Genomic DNA, 20,086 nt, shown 5'->3' with positions numbered 1-20,086 from the left:
AAGCAACCGGACACTGCCGATTGCTTCCAACCAGATCATGATTTCTTTAAAGAATTTCTTTTTTCCAACTTTACCATCAGTTGTGCCAGCTGATGGCTGACGTTTTGTTCAAGTTCATAGTACATCTGCGAGAACATTTCCAGTCCTTCGCGGGCATATTGCCTCATTGGATCTTCCTGGCTGAAGCTGCGCAGTCCGATTCCTTCCTTCAGTCTTTCCATCGCATCAATATGTCCGAGCCAATGGAAGTCGGTCGCAGTCAATAAGAACTTCCGTACATCCTCTGTGAAGCTTTCCTGGCTGAAATGTTCATTAACCCTGGAAATGTATGCGTCGAGTTCTTCTTCAACCGCTGCTTTTATCATCTTTAGACTAAGGTCTCCATCAGACAGGCTGAGACTAAATTCAGGGATGGCTTCTTGCAATTGAGTTTCCAGCCCGGAGAGATTCCATTCTGTTTCTTTTTCATCTTCAGGGCAGCTGCGTTCGATGGCTTCCATTACATAAGATTTCAGCATGGTGATCATAATGGAAGTGACTTCTTCTCGCTCTAGTAATTTATCACGAAGTTCGTAAATTGTATTTCTCTGGATATTCAAGACATCATCCAGCTTTAGGTTATACTCACGAATAGAGAAGTTCGAGCCTTCGCAGATCCGCTGTACGCGGTTGACGAATTCATCAATATTTCTATTCAGCACTTCGCCATCTTTGGAAACCTTCAAGTTCTTTTGAAGTTTTTCCAAATCTTCCTGTGCATATCGGCTGAACATTTCATCTTCAAGCGATATGAAGAATCTGGATATTCCTGGATCACCCTGGCGTCCGGAACGTCCTTTCAACTGATTATCAATCCGCCTGGATTCATGGCGCTCTGTACCGATAACATAAAGGCCGCCAAGTTCTTTCACACCTTCGCCGAGCATGATATCTGTTCCACGGCCGGCCATATTGGTTGCGACCGTAATGTTCCCTCTTTGTCCAGCCAATGAAATCAGAGTCACCTCTTGTTCAACACTCTTTGCATTCAGAACTTCATGCTTAAGGCCGAGCCCTTTCAAGTAAGAAGAGAGCTCTTCTGATTGCAGGATGGACGTGGTGCCAATCAAGACAGGCTGGCCCGTTTCATGTATAGTTTTCACCTTCTCTGCCACAGCCTTATATTTGGCTGTAACCGTATTGAACACATGGTCATCCAGATCTTCGCGGATGACAGGCTTATTGGTTGGCACCTGAATAACACTCATTCCATAAATCTGTTCAAATTCTTTTGCTTCCGTTTTGGCAGTACCCGTCATGCCTCCAAGGAAGGGGTACATCCGGAAGAAGTTCTGGATTGTAATGGAGGCTTGCGTTTTATTTTCCTCTGTCACTTCAAGGCCTTCCTTTGCTTCGATAGCCTGGTGAAGGCCATTGCTCAATGTGCGTCCTTCCATCGGCCGCCCAGTAAACATATCGACAAGCAGGATTTTTCCTTCTTTGACAATGTAGTCAACATCCCGCTTGAACATGACTCGTGCCCGTAAGGCTTGAATAACATAATGGTAAAGAGTCTGATGTTCAATTTCGTATAGATTATCGATTCCAAACCCTTTTTCAATCTTGGCAATGCCTTTATCTGTGAGATTGGTTGTTTTGGTTTCTATATCAAATAAAAAGTGTTCATCTTGCTCGAATGTCCTGATGATTCTGGCACAGAGATAACTCAAGTCAGAATTGATCCCGCTCTTTCCGGCTATGATGAGTGGGGTTTTGGCTTCATCGATCAAGACACTGTCCACTTCATCGACAATAGCAAAGTGAAATGGTCTTTGAACACGCTGGGCACTGTTATAGACCATGTTATCCCTTAGATAATCAAAGCCGAATTCACTGCCGATACCGTAAGTAATGTCCGCAAGATACGCTGCCTTCTTGTTGTCGGGATCCAATTCAGGCAGATTCAAGCCTACGGTAAGTCCAAGAAATTCATGAATCCTCCCGATTAAGTCGCGGTCCCGTCTGGCAAGGTACTCATTGACGGTAATGACATGAACGCCTTTGCCTTCAAGAGCACGCAGGTAACTCGGCAGGGAGGCAACAAGTGTTTTACCTTCACCGGTCGGCATTTCGGAAATATTTCCTTCGGATAAAACCATTCCCCCGATAAGCTGGACATCAAAGTGTCTCAGCCCAAGGACTCGCTTAGAAGCCTCTCTGACAACGGAAAATGCTTCCGGCCTGATTTCAAGAATCGTTGCGCCTTCATTTAAGGATTTTTTGAACTCGGCAGTTTTGTCTTTCAATTCTTCATCCGTTAATGAAGTAAGCTGTTCTTCATATCTATTTATCTTTTCTACTTCTTTAAGGTACTTCTTTATCGTCCGCTGGTCTGAAGTTCCTATGACATTTTTAATATATGTAATCACAAAGTTCTCTCCTTGTTCCTATATATCAATCCTACATTAGTATAGCATTGTTCCTATGCTCTTTCATTAATCTCTGGCAAAGTTATACATTACAGTTTTATCCAGTGAAAAACTAAAAATGCATTTTTTAAAAAAATTGACAATAATCCTTTTACAGAATTCGGAAGTCTTATAGAATAGAGGATAGATTACTAGAGGAGGAGAAATATGCAAAAGCTAATGAAAAGAACCATTCTTTTAACATTGTTGTTTGCAGCGGTATGGTTTGCCGGCAGCGCCAGCGCTGATACAGCTGATACCTACACCAATGCCGAAATCAAAGAAATACTGAGGGAGGTCTCCCTTGAAAAAGGAATTCCGCCCGAAATCTTAAAAGCAATTGCCTTGTCCGAGTCTGCAGAATTAAGACAATTTAACGATGATGGAACTCCGCACATTACTGATGATGGCGGAATTGGATTGATGCAGATTACCATGACTGAAGAGGAAATGGCTGAAAAAGGAATCAACGAAGAAAAGCTGAAGTGGGATATCCATTACAATATTGAACAGGGGGCGAATAAGCTTCTGGAGAAATGGAATCTAAATCTTCCCCATGTCAATAACCACGACAAAAAGTATCTTGAAGATTGGTACATCGCGGTCATGGCATACAACGGACTTTCCAAAGTAAATGATCCTGGATTGAACCCCGCAAGTGCTTATCAGGAAAGAGTATATAGATACGTAAGGAATTATGCCCTTCAGGGAGTCGGAAGTACGCCTGATATTCAAATCAACTATAATGGGTCCGATATTATGAGCTTCCCTGCAGATGTCGACTACGAGTGGCCGACTTCCATCAGGACTTCCCAGGACATTAAAGTAGGAGATGTTGTCTATACATGGAATGGAGATGCTGATTATTCCAAGCTCCGCCATGACATAAACGATCCATATAATTTTGAAAGAACTCCGCATTACACGCCGCTTGAAATTACAGGAGGGCCTTATGAAACAGAAAACGAAGCGAACCTGTATGTGATGTATAAGGTGAAAGGCAACGGAGGGCTTTCTGGATATATTGCTTCTTCCAATATAATCTATTCAGATAATCTTAAGATATTCCTTGATCTGGATAAGGGAGAAGTATCAAGAGCCGTCAGTTTTCTGCAGATTAAGGAGATCGTGAATGGGTATGATGACGGCACATACAGACCGAATCAACTTCTGAAGAGAAGACATGCAGCGAAATTGATTGTGAACGCGCTAAATCTAAAAGCGCCGGCCGGATATAAGATGAAGGCAACTGATATGAAGTCTGGTGACTGGGGCTACGAAGATATGCTCATAACAGAAGCGAATGGCATTATTACGGGGAATGACGGCAGGCTGAATCCAGAGGGAGTGTTAACACGTTCCCAAATGGCCGCCATTCTTGTCAGAGCATTTGATGATGTCTATGAAACTCCGACAAAACAGCTGAAATTCTCTGATCAAGCTGAATTCTGGAATTATGACGATATCAATACACTTGCCTATAACGGCATCACTGTAGCAGATGCTGCTACACCATTCCGTTCCTTTGAAGGTACATCCCGAGCGCATTTTGCCTTATTCCTAGAAAGAACGGTGAAATTAAAAGAAGGTCAATGAAAAAAGGTGGTCCCTATTATCGAGGGCACTGAAAAAGTCCAATAAAGTTCTAAAAGGCAGAATCGCTCACCTCAAAGAGCGATTCTGCCTTTTTTACTTCAGATTTTACGAAAAAATGTTGATTTCTGTTCCAGGTGCACGACTCCGCGGGGCGGGCGTTGAGCCTCCTCGGCTTCGCCTGCGGGGTCTCACCTGTCCCGCTAGTCCCGCAGGAGGTCGTGCACCTTCCACTCCAATCAACATTGAGAAAAAAGAACACTACCCGCTAATAAATCCTTACTTTATAATAGAACTAACAATATTAAGTGGGTGGTTTCCAGTGATTCAACAACAACAAACAATGATGTTCAGTAAGTATATGGACCTTTATGATATCGTCGTTCCTCAGGACAATATGTTAAGGAAAATAAACGATTTAATCGATTTCTCCTTTATTTTTGATGAATTAAAGAATAAATATTGTCATGATAATGGGCGAAATGCGATTGATCCTATTCGCATGTTCAAATATTTGTTTTTGAAAACCATTCACGATGTATCAGATGTCGATATTGTTGAGCGGTCTAAATATGATATGTCTTTCAAGTATTTTTTGAATATGGCTCCAGAAGAGCCCGTCATTGATTCAAGTTCTCTGACTAAGTTTCGTAAACTTAGGTTAAAGGACATGAACTTATTAGACATGCTTGTCAACAAGACGGTTGAGATTGCCATAGAGAAAGAAATTATAAAAAGTAAGTCCATTATTGTTGATGCCACCCATACCAAAGCCCGCTATAATCAAATGAAGCCAAAGGAAATTCTTATGGAGCGCTCCAAGAATCTTAGAAAATCGATTTATAAGATTAACGAAAGTATGAAGGACAAGTTCCCTGTGAAGCCAACCAATGATGTTCTGGAAGATGAGATAACCTACTCACAAAAGCTCATTAAGGTGATAGAAAAGGAAGAAATCCTTTTAGAATATCCCAAAGTGAAGGAACAGCTTAATCTCCTGAAAGAAACGGTTGCCGATGATATTGAGCAGCTCCAGTGCATGAATGATCAGGATGCCAAAGTGGGACACAAAACAGCAGATTCCTCCTTTTTTGGCTATAAAACTCATCTTGCGATGAGTGAAGAACGTATTATTACAGCCGCAACCATTACCACTGGAGAAAAGAGTGACGGGAAAGAACTGCAGACACTCATAGAGAAAAGTAAAAACGCGGGCATAGAAGTGGAGACGGTTATTGGGGATGCGGCCTATTCCGAGAAAGATAATATTGAATATTGTGAAGGAAATGAAATCAAACTGGTTTCAAAATTGAACCCTCTAATCACTCAGGGTGCTCGAAAAAAAGAGGACGAATTCGAATTCAATAAGGATGCGGGTATGTATGTCTGCAAGGCAGGACATATGGCTATAAGGAAAGCTAGGCAAGGTAAAAAAGGAGTAGGCAAAAACCAGGCAGACACCTATTATTATGACGTGGATAAATGTAAGAGATGCCCACTGAGAGAAGGGTGCTACAAGGAAGGAGCCAAAAGTAAGACGTATTCCGTTACTATAAAGTCCGATCAGCACTCCTCCCAAGCAAAATTCCAGGAAAGCGAGTATTTTAAGGAAAAGGCAAAAGAACGATATAAAATTGAAGCGAAAAATAGTGAACTAAAACACAGACACGGGTATGATGTAGCAGAATCCTCGGGTCTAATTGGCATGGAATTACAAGGTGCCATGGCTATATTTGCGGTAAATATTAAAAGGATCCTAAAACTAATGTGATAATAAAGGCAGCATATATGTTTATATCCAAGAAAAAGCCACCCCTTCTTCCTTTTATAGGAAGAAGGGGTGGCTTTTTCTTTATTAATTTTAGTTATAGTTTAGAAATCGGCAGATTTTCAGTGCCCTCCTATTATCAGGGGCCACCTTTTCCTATTTAATACATTCCTCTATATAAGAAAGCAGTGAACTGAGCTCTTGTTACAGGATTGCCCGGCTTATATGACCCATCATCATAACCAGTCGTCAAACCCGATGCAGCAAGTTTGTTAATATAATCATAGGCCCAAAAGGACGTTGGAACATCAGTGAACTGTTTGGAAGTAGACCCTTTCAAATCAAAGGCTCGTACCAGGATGGCTGCCATCTGAGCCCGGTTTAAATTTTCATCAGGACGGAAAGAATTATTGATGCCTTCGAAGATACCTTCTGCTTTGACTGCGTTAATTACCCCCACTGCCCAATGAGTGGCAGAAATATCATGAAAAGTTTCGGAACGGTTGTTCATTTTCAGTTTGAACGCCTGTGCCATCAAACCAGCAACCTCAGAGCGTTTTATGTATTGATTTGGTTTATATAAGCTGTCCTCATATCCTTGAACGATATTTTCATTGGCTAATTTGTTTACAGCAGGATAGACCCATAAGGAGCTGCCGACATCACGGAACTGTCCAGGTGCCGAATTATAGGATAGAACTCTCTTGGCACCGACGTAGCGGCTGCTCCAATAATACGGATCATTGATATTTGTGATGGTAACACCATTGTTCGCGGCATGGATGAATTGATGGTCTCCTATGTAAATCCCGGCATGGCTTACTCCGCTTCCGGATGTATTGAAGAAAACAAGATCCCCGACCCTCAAGTCACTTTTTGATACATAAGATCCGACGTTATACATGGAAGAAGAAGTGCGCGGCAGGGTAATCCCAAGCTCCTTATACACCGTCACAATATAGCCTGAGCAGTCAAATCCTGAAGTGGAAGTTCCTCCCCATGCATATGGCACACCCAGATACTTCTTGGCTACCGGAATCAATTTTTCATAATTTTCTTCAGCTGAAGCAGAAGAATGTCCAAAGATCAGGCAGAGAATGAGCAATCCGACAGAGAATGCTAGTTTTTTCATCAGCATTTAGACCCCTTTCCTTTATTAAGCAACTTTCGACATACTATGGAAGTAATTTTAGCATATATAAATTATAAGAAAGTTTACAAGTGTGTAACAAAACTAGGATTAAAGGTTTAATATTACGTAAAGTGGGTGATACAAAAAATATAATTTTCAAAAATAGTAAATTACTGACTATTCCTTATAGAAGTTGGAGGAATTACTAAAAAAATAGCTGAAAAGGTAAAAAAATGTTAATTTGCTATTGAAATCCGTAGAAAAACTTGTAGAATAAGAGATGTGGGTAATAGAATTTTCCAGAACGGTCCTGGATTTCCAGTACAGAAATAAAAATTCTTGACATTTCTGCTAAAAATTTCTATACTAAACCCTGTGGTTTTTGTAAGTTAGATTAAGAGTTTTTTCCTATTACATATCTCTTAATTTACTAACATATTATTAACACATATCAAGGGAGGAAATATTTAAAATGGCTAACCAACCAAAGTCTTACCGTAAATTTTTAGCTGGTTCTGTAACTGCTGCTATCGTAGCATCTGCAGTAGCACCAGCAGCAAGTGCAGCATCTTTCACAGATGTTCCTGAAGATAGCGTTCATCACGATGCAATCATGGCATTGGCAGGAGAGAACATCGTAAAAGGTTATGATGACAACACATTCCGTCCAAATGACTACATTTCCCGTGGTCAAGTTGCGAAAATTCTTTCTCGTTTGATTGAAGGAGAAGGAGAACTTGAGCAAGTATTCACTGATGTTCCTGTTTCACTTGAAGAAGAACTAGTTAGAGCTGTTAACGAAGTGTACAATGCAGAAATCTTCACTGGAAACAACGGCAAGTTCAACCCTGCAAACGACATCACTCGTGAACAGATGGCAAAAGTACTTGTTGAAGCATTCGATCTTGAAGGAAGCGAAGATTTTGAAAGCAGCCTGACTGATCTAACTGATGTTTCTAACGTTGAATATGTTGATTACATCCAAGTCCTTGAAGAAAACGGAGTAACGGTTGTACCTAGCGGTGAATACCGACCAAGCGAAAAAGTATCTCGTGCTCAGTTTGCTACATTTGTATACCGGGCGATGAACGTTGAAGATTCTGTTGAAGCTCCAGCGGTTGAAAGTGTAAGTGCGATTAACGCTAAACAAGTTGAAGTTAAATTCAATAAAGCCGTTGATGTTGATTCTGTTATTGCAGATGCAGAAACAGGCGAACTAGTTGATGGTGTAGTAACAATTGACACTGTTGGCGATGCGGTTGACTATACTTCTCTTACTGGTGAATTAAGTGAAGATGGCGAAACTCTTACATTAACAGCTGCTGATACATTTGATGGTCGTTATTCAGTAACTGTTGTTGGTGCAGAAGATACTGAAGGAAACGAGTTTGCAGACTATGCTGGATTCTTTACTGCTGATGATGTAGCTCGTCCAACAGTAACTGGTGTTACTTATACAAGCTCAAACACTGCAAAAATTTCATTATCTGAGCCGGTTGCAGATATTGGCAATGTTACTTTGAATGGTGTTACTGCAAGCACTACTTTTACTAATGGACAAGATTTTATTCTAGTTGATTTAACTGATCTTGATAATGAAGAAGCAGGAACAGTGACTATAGTTGGTCTTGAGGATTTTGCTGGTAACTTAATCACACCTAACCCTGTGAAAGTAAATGTTGAACGTCCAGCAGAAGATACTGTTGATCCAGAAGTAGAAAGCGTAAGCGTTATTTCTGACTCTCGTGTAAAAGTAGTATTCTCTGAGGAACTAGGAGATGCAGCATTTGAAATTAACGATGTATTAGTTGACGCTGCTGATATTGAGGTAGATGAAGATACAGTCACTTACTACCTAAATGTAGATCTTAAGGATGGAGTTAACAAGGTTGAAGTTACTTCATATGAAGATATCGCAGGTAATACAGGAGAAGCATTCACTCGTCAGTTCGTAGTGTCTGTTGATGATGTTGCACCTGAACTTGAAGGTTCAAGTGTATTAGTAAACGAAGATGGTGAAGAATACCTTCAACTTTCATTCTCTGAAGCAGTTGAATTAGGTAATGAAGCATCTCAAACATTCTCTGGTACATTAGAAGTAGATTATGTAACAGATGATGCGGCAAGCTTCGATGCAGTACCTGTTGTAGATGAAGATGATAATTCAAAAGTGAACATCCCTCTACAAGATGCAGCGGAAGGAACTTGGACAGTTGATTTAGGAGATGGATTTGTTACAGATCTTTCTCAAGCAGCTAACGCTTTCGAAGCAGATGAAGTTACATTTGTTCGTGGAGAAGATGAAGTTGCTGTTGATCCATCTGAACTTTCTGTTGTAGCTGGCGAGTTGGATAATGTTGTAACATTGACATTTGACGGCAAACTATCTGGTGCAACTGCTGTTAATAAAGCAAACTACCAAGTAGAAGGTGCTACAGTTAAATCAGCTGTATTAACTTCAAATGGTGATGATGAAGCAGTTGTAGAACTGACTTTCGAAGAAGGTTCTATTGTAGCATCTGGTGCATATGACCTTGTTATTGATGGTGTGAAAGCAGAAGATGGAACTTTAGTAGAAGTTGATCCTATCGAGCTTGATCTAGATGAAAATGTTTCTCCAGAGTTAACTTCTGCTACTCTTGTATCTGGAACTGAAATTGAAGTAACTTTCAGTGAAGCAGTTGCGAATTTAACTGAAGCTGACTTAGATCTTTTACTAGATGGAGAAGCATTTGAAGGTACTTATGTAATTGCTTCTGAATCTGGTAATGCAACTGATACAACATATGTACTTACTCTTGATACTGATGGAGTAACTGCTGGAGATCAAGGTCTTAGCAGTGAGCAAATTGCTCAAACTCTAACTCTTGAACTTACTGATGCAGCTGATGTTGAAGATGAAGCTGGTAATGCACTAACATCATTCGATAGCTACACAGTAGCAAAAGATATCCAATAATTGGGTTGGCAAGGCATATCATTTTGATATTTCCTTTTCAAACATAAAATGTAACCTGGTTCCTTTTGGAATCAGGTTATTTTCATATGTTGATTTATTTAGAACTCTGATTTGCAAGATTAAAAGACTAGTGGGGTGTACGATGTTAAAAGTAATAATCGATGAATTTTTAGGATTCGATAAAAAACAGGTAACGTATGAACCTGACAATAACCGTAAATTGCAATATTAAATGCAACACCCTTATACAATCCTAGGGGAACTTCTCGTTGTGTAGAGTTGGTGGCCTAGGCCACCAACTCTACACAACGAGCGAATTGTTCATTTGGCGTCTCGTAATCTAGAATTTTCCGGGGCATCTCGTTCATCCAGGTTTCAACCTCTTGTAACGTCTTGTCTGTATAACGATGGATGGGCTGCCCTTTCTTAATAAACCTTCGGATTATCCCGTTGTGTCGTTCGTTTGTTCCTCTCTCGAATGACGCATATGGATGGGAGAAGTAAACGGAAATCCCGTTGTTCTCACCAAGCGCACCTAATTCACTAAATTCTGAACCGTTGTCCGCGGTGATACTTTTGAACACCTTCGAAAGATTGTCTTTAAATGGGGCAAATAGTTGTTTTATTCCGTCTTGGACACTGGATGCTGTCTTGCTTGGTAATCGCATCAAGAGCTCTTTTCGCGTCTTACGCTCAATCAGTGTCAGTAAGGCTTCGTCCTTTGATTTCTGTCCAATGACCGTATCAATTTCCCAGTGACCAAATTCCTCCCTTGTTTCAACGGAGTCACAACGTTCTTCAATACTCTGACCAAAGATGCGCTTCGGTCTGCGTAACCGTTTCCTCTTGGTTGAGCGACGCAATTTCATCGCTAAATCAATGTTTCGAACAGAAAGCCTACCGGCATCTATCCAATTGTAAAGGGTCTTGGTACTTGGAATGTAAGAGTTCTTTAGAATGTTAGTTTTCTTCGCGTGGCCGACGATTGTATCGGGTGCCCACTTATCTTCTAGCATCTTCTCTTCTGCATAGAGAATGAAGGCCCACGATTTCATGAAAACGGTTGGCATTCCGCAGTTTTGACGGTTTTCTTTATATACATGAGCTCCGACATCAGGAAAGTATTTTTCGTATGGTTTACGACGCGTATCCAACTGCGTGACGGTCCCTCTTTTCTTTTCTCGAGAGATTGTACTGACATGACGGCCTGTACGCTTTGCGATCTCTCTGAGAGAAAGATTCATTTTCAGGTAAGCATGGATTTCTCCTCTCTCGGAATCGCTCAGGTGTTTAAAGCTGCGAGTCTTTGTGCTAGAATGAATTTGAGTCATAGGGAAAACCTCCGTAATTAATTGTTTTAGTCGACATTAATGTTACAGGTTCCCCTATGACTTTTCTATTTTTTTGGTGTTGCATTTCATTTTACAATTAACCACCTGACAATAACTTAAAATTAAACAAACTATTAGAAGTTGAAATATTTGAATATGATGTCTTCAATCAATGTCTATGACGTTAAATGTTAATAAGTTCGCCAATGTGTTTGTCAGACTTGAAAGCAATTACATAACGACGATAGCCTAATCCCATCTTTACAATGACGGTGGATTAGGCTATTTTTATATAAAAAATTTAAAAAAGGAAAAGCCGCCCCTTTCAAAAAGTACATCCGAGTAGATTTCACTCAAAAATTCCTTGGATGGACTTCTTTTTTATGCATTTTATTGGGAAATAAATGATCAATAGGAACTGCTTGTGATAATGTAGAAAAGCCATATTAAAATTTACCATGACAAAAAAGCCTTGATAAATCCGTTTTAAAAAGGCTAACCTTTATTTTATAAATTTGTGAGATCAAGCAATTCGTTTGTATGTATGATAGAGTCCATTCAAGACAGGAGTTGCTTTTAATTGAATATCTGCTGCTTTCACAGGCAGGAGCCTAGGCGTAGAAGAAATCGGGATTTGCCCATGCATGTCTTGCTGAGTATGGTTGGTATCGAAGAGCTCCTCCTTTTCTTGATAAATGTATGTTGAATTGACACCAAAGAGTCCCTTCCTGTCTGGAAGGGACTCCAACTTATCTAGATGGATTTATAATCTTTAAGACCTTCCTTAATACTTCCTCATTATTTAATACTATAAGTGTTAGTTGTTTTCTAGTTCGTGTAACTATTTGAAAAAGCATTTGAGTCGGATGATAGTAAGGATCATTAGACCAACCCTGGGTAGATAACTTTCCGTTCTTATCATAAAAAAAGTACTCATCTACTACAGCAATAACCTTATCGTATTCCTGACCAATTACATCATGAGCGCTTTCTTCAGAAGAGAGTTGGTATTTGTCATATGGATATTCTTTATATTTAGATGGTGTAAAGTTAATTCTTTTCCATCCTTCATCCTTAAGTAGGAGCATGTACTGTTTAGCTGCTTTTAAATTTGAAAAATATTGTACCTGAATATTAGAATAAGTTTGGTTTGGGCTTCGCTGGGACAAATCAAAAAAGTTTTTAATAAATGAAGCAACTTCCTTGTTGTTCCTAACTTTACCAGTTAACTTAAAAGTGTAAGGGGCAGCTCTTTCTTTAATTATATCGGGTATCTGTCTATCTTTCTCCCAACTAGCTAAATATTGCTTAAAATCATAAGAGAAAATGCACTTGGTTTGAGAATATTCAACATTCTCAAAAATGTAATTTAGTTGTTTAGTCTCAATTCGTTGTGCTTCATCAATAATAATTAGATTAAACTCACTAAGTGAAAAATCCTCGCAATTTTTAGTTACTGCTATTTCCCAAGAATATTCATCCCTAAGTATTTTATGGCCGCTGTTTAATCGACCACAGTGGAAAATTAGGACTCTTCCTAGTTTTTCTAAATATTCCTTTGCTATATCGTATGTTAAAAGAGTTTTACCGGTCCCAGCAGCCCCCTCGATACTAATAAAGTTTGAACCGGACTCATTTTTTAGTAGTTTAAATATATCTTTTTTGAAATTTTCCTGTTGGTCCGTAAGAAAATACTGACCATCTATAAAAGAGGAAGTGGAGTTAAAGGGAGAAACTAAATAATGAGATGGGTCAAATTGTTGATTTATGTCATCAAATACTTGAACTTCCTGATCTCGTAATTTATCTACAAGAAAAACAAATTCAATGTTAACTAAGTTTTCATTTTGGTCAAGGTAATATAATTTATCTTCATTAACTACGTAAGTAAAGCTAAATAGCTCCTTTTTAAGAAAACTTAAATAATACTTATTTTTAAGTAGTTGCTTTTTTATTTTTTGCTCAGTACTACTATTTTTAAGCTCAATGTTCACAATATAATCTTTTCCAAATCGTAGTAAATCGAACTCTTTGCTAATCTGTTGTATTGTAAAACCTAGGTAGAACTGATTTAAAATATCAATTACAAACTTATTTGTATTCTCTACTATCTGTTTAACTAAACAACGCAAATCGTTAATTTCGTCCTTTTTGACTTTGATGCTGAAATTATTCAAGTAAAGTTCAAAGACTTCCGGTGTTAGATTTTTATATGCTGAGATAATGGAATATAAGTTAACAGGTTTCATTTTTTATCATCTCCTTTATATGGTAGAAAACCTTTTATTCCTTATTATATCAAATAGATAATTTTATGCTGCCTAGCTTCTAAATGAAGGACTGAAATAATTAATCACAAAAAATTTAATTGTAGCTTTATACAATGACTGGAGGATATCTTACATGAAAAAGATAATAAAAAATGTTAAGGGGGAAGTTGTTCTCTCATATCAAGCCAACGGATTTCAAGAGGTCATTAAGGACTTTTACAATGCAAAATACATTAATATAGTAACCTATAATATCAATACATACGAACCAAGTACTGAGTTATTAAAGGATCTACGAAAAGTAGATAAATCAATCCCTATAACTATAATTCTAAACATTCCAGCCCGTAGAGAAGAATATATTGATAAAAAATCTGGAGGAATTGATCATTCAGCAGTGAAGACTGCTGCAACAAAAATTAAATATACTTTAAGGGTTTTAGAACGGCAAAAATTTGGAGACCTAAATGTATATTTTAATTTTGATAATCATGCCAAACTAATCATGACAAATAATGTTGCGTATATAGGATCCCAAAATTTTTCGGATGCTAGTAAAGAGAAGTTTGAATTAGGCTTGGTTGTAAAAGATAAAATATCAATCTCACAAATAACAAGAGATATATTTAATGAAATTAAGGGGAATTCCATTTTATATTCTACCTCAGAGTATGCTGTAGTCATGGAGGAACTAGCAGAGATTTTAAGAAGTTCATTACAAGACATAAGAACAGATATTTTTACGTGGGTTGGAGATCCCCCTTTTACATCAGAGATTGAAATACTAGATATTGATAATGCGCACTTCAATAAAGAAAAGTGGGAGAGTTTCAAATCCCTCCACTTTAGTTTTGAGGAGATAGTTGAAAATCTAATAAATGAATATCCAAAAGAATTTAACGTGAAGAGGGCCACAGGTAAGTTAGAAGATTTAGAGTATCTCGTCAATTCGTTTGTGGCAGAACTAGATGTGCTTGCAAATTTTGTAACAAACATTGAAGAGTCAATGATGTGGAGTAAATTTCGTGAATTTGATTTAGGAGACAACCTTGATGATGCTCTTAGTGTTGCTTCAGATTATGTAAGGGAGCAAAAGCAAACCAAGTTTGAGCAGATAGAGGCGAAAGGTTCTGCTATAATTATTATCTTTGAAAATATTGAGAATTGTATCAATGAATTAGAAGTATTAATTGAGGAGTTGAAAGACTCCATGATCAAAAGAACTGTTATTAAAAATATTGACTTGATAGAAAATTATAAATGATAGTATTTACATATCCCTTAATACAATGAATATTCTTTATAGTCTCCTCGATAATTTCAGGAGTTTCAAATTTAATTAAAACCCAGAAAGCCAAATTACAGAGGCTGCATATTCACTATGCTATATTTTTTTTATTGTTGGCATGCAAAAATTCCATTTTCCTGTATAATTTGTTAAAATTAGAGAAAAGGAGAAATGGTTATGAGAAGAATAATTTCTTTGTTTCTGAGTGTGCTAGTTATTATAAGTTTCATACCTAGTGCAGATGCAGCCAGTTCATTTGATGATGTGAACATGTATGAAGACGAAATTAACTATCTTACCAACCTTAGAATCATCAATGGATATGATGATGGCACCTTTAGACCCGAAGATCCCATTAAGCGGGTCCAAGCTGTTCAAATGATTTTAAGGGAAATGGGAATTACAGATTATTCTAATGCACCTGACCCTGGATTTACAGATGTACGACCTGGAGATTATGGATATGATGTCATTGCTAAAGGTGTACAAATTGGAATAGTAGGCGGAAAAACAGCGAGTGACGGTTCCAAGTACTTCGATAAGTTTGGTCCTTTAAAAAGAAGTCAAATGGCAAAAATATTAGTAGAAGCCTATAATCTTACAGGTACATACTATAAGTCTTTCAAAGATGTAACTGAAGAACACTGGGCAGTAGACTATGTAGATACCTTAGCAGCTAATCGTATAACCACTGGTTATGATAACAGAACATTTAAACCTGAAGATAAGTTATCGAGACAGCACTTTGCTGTATTTATGGCTAGATACTTAAATGATGATTTTAAACCTTCAGATGATCCTTTATTAGCTCATTTCATCCATGTTGGTCAAGGTGATAGTACACTGATGATAACTCCAAGAGGAAAGACAATCTTGATTGATGGTGGAAATCGATACCAAGGTAGTACAGCAGTTTTATCACATCTTGACTCCCTTGGGATAAATACAATTGATTTGTTAGTAGCGACACACCCGGATGCTGATCATATAGGTGGACTAATTGATGTATTAAAAGAAAAAGAAGTCAAGAAAGTTTTAGACAGTGGAAAGAGCCATACGTCAGAGACGTATTATGAATATCTCTCCTTAATTGATCAAAAAGATATCAATTTTCATGTGGCGGAAACTGGAGAGATGATTGACCTTGATCCTTCAATTGACATACAAGTACTAAACAGTGGAGAAGGTCACAGTGATAATAATGAGGCTTCTGTGGTATTGAAAATATCTCAAGATGATTTTGATTATTTGCTTACAGGAGATGCAGGAATTGATGCTGAGAGAAATATGGTTGAACAATTTGATGTAGAAGCAGAAGTATTAAAAGTCGGTCATCATGGCTCAAACACAAGTACATCACAAATGTTCTTGGATGAAGTTAATCCATCTTATGGAATTCTTTCTTATGGAGAAGATAATGCTTATGGCCACCCTCATTCAGAGGTAGTAAATCGCTTGATGATTAAGAATGTGGCGCTATTCTCAACATTAGAAAACAATGTTGTTACGATGTACCATGAGGATGGAACAACTTATGTTGAAGGAGATGTTATTTCAACACCTGATCCAGAGCCAATGCCAGAAGATATTTATATCTCAAATGTTGATTTATCAGGGGAAACCGTTACAATATCCAATGGTTCAACTCTTGGTGGAGATATATCTGGTTGGTATTTGATCAGTGAAGAAGGAAATCAGCGCTATGATTTCCCTGAGGGATCTTTTATAGAGGCTGGTAACCACATTACTGTTTTATCTGGTCCAGATGCATACCAGGCGCTACCGTATTATCACTTATGGACAAACGGATATATCTGGAACAATAGTGGGGATGCAGCATTACTTTACAATTCACAAGGGGAGTTAGTTGATGAATTTAGGTAAATACACTGTAGATCAAACTGAAAATGGGATTGCCCTTTTACTGTGGAAGGAAGACGAAAGCGTAAGAAAAGAATTGCCGGTTTCGATGTTTCCTTTTAAAGTCAAAGAAGGGGATATCATTGAAGTTAGTAATTCAAGCGGGGAATTGAAATTCACTCAGCTTAAGGAAGAAACTGAATCTGCTAGAAAAAAAGCAGATGCCCTTTTGAATAAATTGATAAATAAAAATAAGTAACATAGGCCCTCATTTCTTTAGGAATGAGGGCTTATTAACTCTTGTAAAAATTGCATTTTATTGTAAAAGCATATTGTAATTTCGGTAGAATATCTTACAATTAATGTAAGATGATTTTAAGGGGGAGAGTGTAATGAAATCAACTGGCATAGTTCGTAAAGTAGATGAGTTAGGAAGGATTGTAATACCAAGAGAGTTGCGAAGAACCTTGGGAATTAACATTAAAGATCCTTTAGAAATATTCATGGATGGGGAAAAGTAATATTACAAAAATATAAACCAAACATGGCCTGCTTTATTACAGGTGAAGTTTCAAATGAGAACATTAAGCTTTCAGATAGTGACCTGATTATTAGTCGCAAAGGTGCAGAGATACTCACTCAAGAACTTCAGAAGAAGTTAGTAACGAGTTAAACAAAGCCCCTCACTAATTTGTGGGGGCATTTTTTCTTAACCTATCTTCAAGCTCCTCAAACAGCCTTATTGCATCCATTAATTCCTCAGCTGCCTCTTCACTAGAAGTATTTTTATCACAAAGTGATAATCCTATATGTGCTAGCTTTAACTTAATTTCAGCAAGCTCAGCCTTTAATCCAAAATAATTACTATTCAACATTTCACCATCCTCACCTAAAGGGTCCCTAGAGTCAGGAGAACATCCTACAAGAGACAAAAAGAGCATAATTGTATACACACTAATTTAATATTTATGGCCCCTTTTTATGCAACAGACGAAAACCCAACACTTTATTAGTTGTTTTTGAAATAAAAAACTCTATCGTTAAACCGCTTTATTATTCTCAAGCTGATCTTTTAACTCCCAAAATCCAGGTATTGAGTCTACATTATATCTTTGTATATATGTGATTAACCTATACTTCAACTCTTGATTTAAATCCTCTCTTTGATCATAGTGAGTCATGGATAATGACTTTTTTAGCTTAGGTTCAAATAATTTAATTAGTTCATTCATGGCGTGATTATTCTGTTTGGATTCCTTTACTAAGTCATATAACGCTAAAGGCATAGTGCTCATCCCTTCCTACTTTCTTTGATGACATCTCCAAGCTTTGTTATGACCGATTCTAGTTTGTCTATTTTCTTTTCAAACCTCACAAATAAATAAATAGTTATCGCAATTGGGAAACCAAAATTACCAAGTATAATGACCCATTGGGACATATCAACTGTAGCCATGTTCTTCACTCTCCTTTAACCATAAAGTTATAAATATTTTGAAGTGCTTTCTTATGAGTTTTCGATATTGTTTGCTGAGACCTTTTTAAAATGAGAGCTATTTCTGTATCGGATAAACCATTTATATAGGCAAGATTTAGGATTTCAATTTGTTTTTTAGTTAAAGTTTTTAATGCTTCATAAAGTATCGGATCTTCAATATAATCCAATATATTTTTACTCCCGGTGACAGATTCAAGTTTGATTTCTGCATTGCTATCAGGTATCTGGTCTTTAAAAGTGCTGCCGCCTTCAGATTCTCCGGTAGGTTTATCAACAGTTAGTGGATGTCGTTTTTGTATTTTTCTATGCCTTTTGTCAAAATTTATAGCATTAAAATAAAGGGCTGAAGAAATATATGAAGTAAATTTGATGTTGAAATAAAAGTTTTTAAATTTCCTATCCAAAAGAGTTTTATTGTTTTCAGAAGGTTTACAAATTGTCTCGATTAATAGGTCTTCATTTTCCTTGACTTCTAAGAATGTCTTTATCAAGTTATTATCAAAAAAGTTCTTATTTTGGCTGATATACTCCTCGTATTTTTTTCTCTGACTATCGGGATCTCCAACATGTGACAACGTGAAAAAACACCTCCTTCTACTCCGGGAAAGAACGTATGTTCTATTTTTAGGTGTAAAAAAATGACTAATTAATTAGTCGTCCATACTTTATGACTGATACAATTCTTTTTTTTTTCAACCTTCTGTACTTTTAACCAGATAATAAGAGAATTATTGCCCTCATCACCCCCTCTGAAAGAGAACGTATGTTCTATTTTAGATGTAAAAAAAATGACTAACTGATTAGTCTTTTAAGGGGTATTTTTGGGATGAAGAACAAGCTACTGGTTAAAATCAATATACCTTAATTATACCGTTTTAGACCTTTATAATCTAGCTTTTTTGACAAAATCCCCCTGCTTTTTAGGTATAAAAGAGCTGTTGTAAAGTGGTGATCTTAGACTTTTTGCTTATTAAATAAAATATATCTACCTCCTCTTTTCTTAAATAATAAAGAAGTCTCTAATAGAATTTTCACAACTTTGTTCCAGTATTTTTATGGAAATATACTGTTGTCTTTATCCAAAATCTAGTACAATTCGACAATTTACATGCTGGTGACAATAGGTTAATATGGAGTGGGTATCCAATTCTGTTACTAGTACAGAAAACAAAGTTGTGAAATTACTAGTGATACAGTAGCGGAAAATTAAGTGAGAAGCTTGTCATAAAATGAGAGGGATGGTTACATGAAGAAAATAAACAAAGTGTTTAATTGCAGTACTGTTCTACTAATGTTCGTTCTATTACTAGTTGGGTGTTCAGACGATACAGACAAGGAAACCAAAGTAAATTCTTCAACGACTGAATCCTCATCGATCTTAGAATCTAATACTGAATCAGATTCCTCAACAGAGTCGGAAGGATCCACAAAAGAGTCATCTGATGATTTATCTGAAAACAAAGATGAAAATGGCAGCTCGAATGGAAATAGCACTTCAGCAGAAAACAAGCAAAATCAAAACAATGGTGATGATTCTGAAGAAAACCTATCAAAAGCCGAGACAGACAATCAAACTGTAAAAGAAGAAAATAATACACAGCAGAACGCAGAAAACTCTAACAATAAAAATGCAACCCAGAATAATGATCTTCGTACAGATACCCCTATAGAAGAACAGAATAAAGCAATTTCTATAGTCAAAGACTATTTGCGTAGTAAAGATGAATTAATTGAAGATAAGGATCATTTTGTTAGTTATGATGGCCAAGTAAATGATTACGTTATAGTAAGATATTCCACCCTCTATTCAGGACGTTCTGCTACAATTGGGCGATACGGCGTAGATATTAAAACAGGGAAGATAGAGACCGACCCTGATGTTTTGTTTCCATAAAATTAAATTATTTAATATAGTACACAGAAAAGGGGATGTTCATTTA

Annotated in this window: 15 protein-coding genes and 1 pseudogene; 8 read left to right on the top strand and 8 right to left on the bottom strand. The window is 37.3% G+C overall.

Translation table 11 applies throughout. The features are described 5' to 3' along the window. Window positions 1–35 precede the first annotated feature (35 nt). Complete coding sequence (gene secA2, locus AC4E8A_RS21030) at window positions 36–2,408, bottom strand: accessory Sec system translocase SecA2 (RefSeq protein ID WP_490195728.1); 2,373 nt, start codon at window positions 2,406–2,408, stop codon at window positions 36–38. Between the two features lie 207 nt (window positions 2,409–2,615). On the opposite strand from secA2, the gene AC4E8A_RS21025 reads away from it, so the two are divergent. Together AC4E8A_RS21025 and AC4E8A_RS21020 are read left to right on the top strand one after the other, a co-directional pair. Further along, window positions 2,616–4,043, top strand: coding sequence for an S-layer homology domain-containing protein (locus AC4E8A_RS21025; RefSeq protein ID WP_490195727.1), 1,428 nt, complete (start codon window positions 2,616–2,618; stop codon window positions 4,041–4,043). Window positions 4,044–4,362: 319 nt separating this feature from the next. Next, entirely contained in the window at window positions 4,363–5,811 is a 1,449-nt protein-coding gene (locus tag AC4E8A_RS21020) for an IS1182 family transposase (RefSeq protein ID WP_490195673.1), read from the top strand. 157 nt (window positions 5,812–5,968) lie between these two features. On the opposite strand, the gene AC4E8A_RS21015 is transcribed toward AC4E8A_RS21020, so the two are convergent. Next, window positions 5,969–6,940, bottom strand: coding sequence for a C40 family peptidase (locus AC4E8A_RS21015; RefSeq protein WP_490195726.1), 972 nt, complete (start codon window positions 6,938–6,940; stop codon window positions 5,969–5,971). A 472-nt stretch (window positions 6,941–7,412) separates the two neighbouring features. On the opposite strand from AC4E8A_RS21015, the gene AC4E8A_RS21010 reads away from it, so the two are divergent. Next, window positions 7,413–9,899, top strand: a complete 2,487-nt coding sequence (locus AC4E8A_RS21010) for an S-layer homology domain-containing protein (RefSeq protein ID WP_490195724.1) — start codon at window positions 7,413–7,415, stop codon at window positions 9,897–9,899. A 287-nt stretch (window positions 9,900–10,186) separates the two neighbouring features. Here the strand turns inward: AC4E8A_RS21010 and AC4E8A_RS21005 are convergent, their stop codons facing one another. Then, window positions 10,187–11,230 carry an IS30 family transposase gene (locus tag AC4E8A_RS21005; RefSeq protein ID WP_490193527.1) on the bottom strand — a complete coding sequence of 348 codons (1,044 nt, stop codon included), beginning with the start codon at window positions 11,228–11,230 and terminating at the stop codon, window positions 10,187–10,189. 749 nt (window positions 11,231–11,979) lie between these two features. Continuing rightward, complete coding sequence (locus tag AC4E8A_RS21000; protein ID WP_490195723.1) at window positions 11,980–13,479, bottom strand: ATP-binding protein; 1,500 nt, start codon at window positions 13,477–13,479, stop codon at window positions 11,980–11,982. Window positions 13,480–13,633: 154 nt separating this feature from the next. Between AC4E8A_RS21000 and AC4E8A_RS20995 the strand changes: the two genes are divergently transcribed. From AC4E8A_RS20995 to AC4E8A_RS20980, 4 genes and pseudogenes are all read left to right on the top strand, one after another. Further along, a complete protein-coding gene (locus AC4E8A_RS20995; RefSeq protein WP_490195722.1) occupies window positions 13,634–14,764 on the top strand; it encodes a phospholipase D-like domain-containing protein in 1,131 nt (376 codons plus the stop codon). A gap of 201 nt (window positions 14,765–14,965) precedes the next feature. Beyond that, window positions 14,966–16,672, top strand: a complete 1,707-nt coding sequence (locus tag AC4E8A_RS20990) for an S-layer homology domain-containing protein (protein ID WP_490195721.1) — start codon at window positions 14,966–14,968, stop codon at window positions 16,670–16,672. Further along, window positions 16,659–16,907 (top strand): DUF3006 domain-containing protein, encoded by a 249-nt coding sequence (locus AC4E8A_RS20985; RefSeq protein WP_490195720.1) that lies wholly within the window; start codon window positions 16,659–16,661, stop codon window positions 16,905–16,907. The genes AC4E8A_RS20990 and AC4E8A_RS20985 overlap by 14 nt, the downstream gene beginning before the upstream one ends. A 133-nt stretch (window positions 16,908–17,040) precedes the next feature. Continuing rightward, window positions 17,041–17,321 (top strand): annotated as a pseudogene (locus AC4E8A_RS20980) (AbrB/MazE/SpoVT family DNA-binding domain-containing protein). A 13-nt stretch (window positions 17,322–17,334) separates the two neighbouring features. Here AC4E8A_RS20980 and AC4E8A_RS20975 read toward each other — a convergent pair. From AC4E8A_RS20975 to AC4E8A_RS20960, 4 genes are all read right to left on the bottom strand, one after another. After that, a complete protein-coding gene (locus tag AC4E8A_RS20975) occupies window positions 17,335–17,523 on the bottom strand; it encodes a hypothetical protein (RefSeq protein WP_490195719.1) in 189 nt (62 codons plus the stop codon). Window positions 17,524–17,688: 165 nt separating this feature from the next. Further along, window positions 17,689–17,934: a helix-turn-helix domain-containing protein gene (locus AC4E8A_RS20970; protein WP_490195718.1), complete on the bottom strand. Its 246-nt coding sequence runs from the start codon at window positions 17,932–17,934 to the stop codon at window positions 17,689–17,691. A gap of 5 nt (window positions 17,935–17,939) precedes the next feature. Then, complete coding sequence (locus AC4E8A_RS20965) at window positions 17,940–18,104, bottom strand: YvrJ family protein (protein ID WP_490195717.1); 165 nt, start codon at window positions 18,102–18,104, stop codon at window positions 17,940–17,942. 5 nt (window positions 18,105–18,109) lie between these two features. Beyond that, the gene (locus AC4E8A_RS20960; RefSeq protein WP_490195716.1) at window positions 18,110–18,721 is read right to left on the bottom strand and encodes a sigma-70 family RNA polymerase sigma factor; all 612 of its coding nucleotides are present in this window, start codon (window positions 18,719–18,721) and stop codon (window positions 18,110–18,112) included. 671 nt (window positions 18,722–19,392) lie between these two features. Between AC4E8A_RS20960 and AC4E8A_RS20955 the strand changes: the two genes are divergently transcribed. Next, window positions 19,393–20,040: a hypothetical protein gene (locus tag AC4E8A_RS20955; RefSeq protein ID WP_490195715.1), complete on the top strand. Its 648-nt coding sequence runs from the start codon at window positions 19,393–19,395 to the stop codon at window positions 20,038–20,040. Window positions 20,041–20,086: the final 46 nt, after the last annotated feature.

This window comes from Bacillus sp. SRL337 (assembly GCF_984799155.1).
Note: the sequence above shows the minus strand (reverse complement) of the source record. Positions and strands in the feature narration are given on the sequence as shown.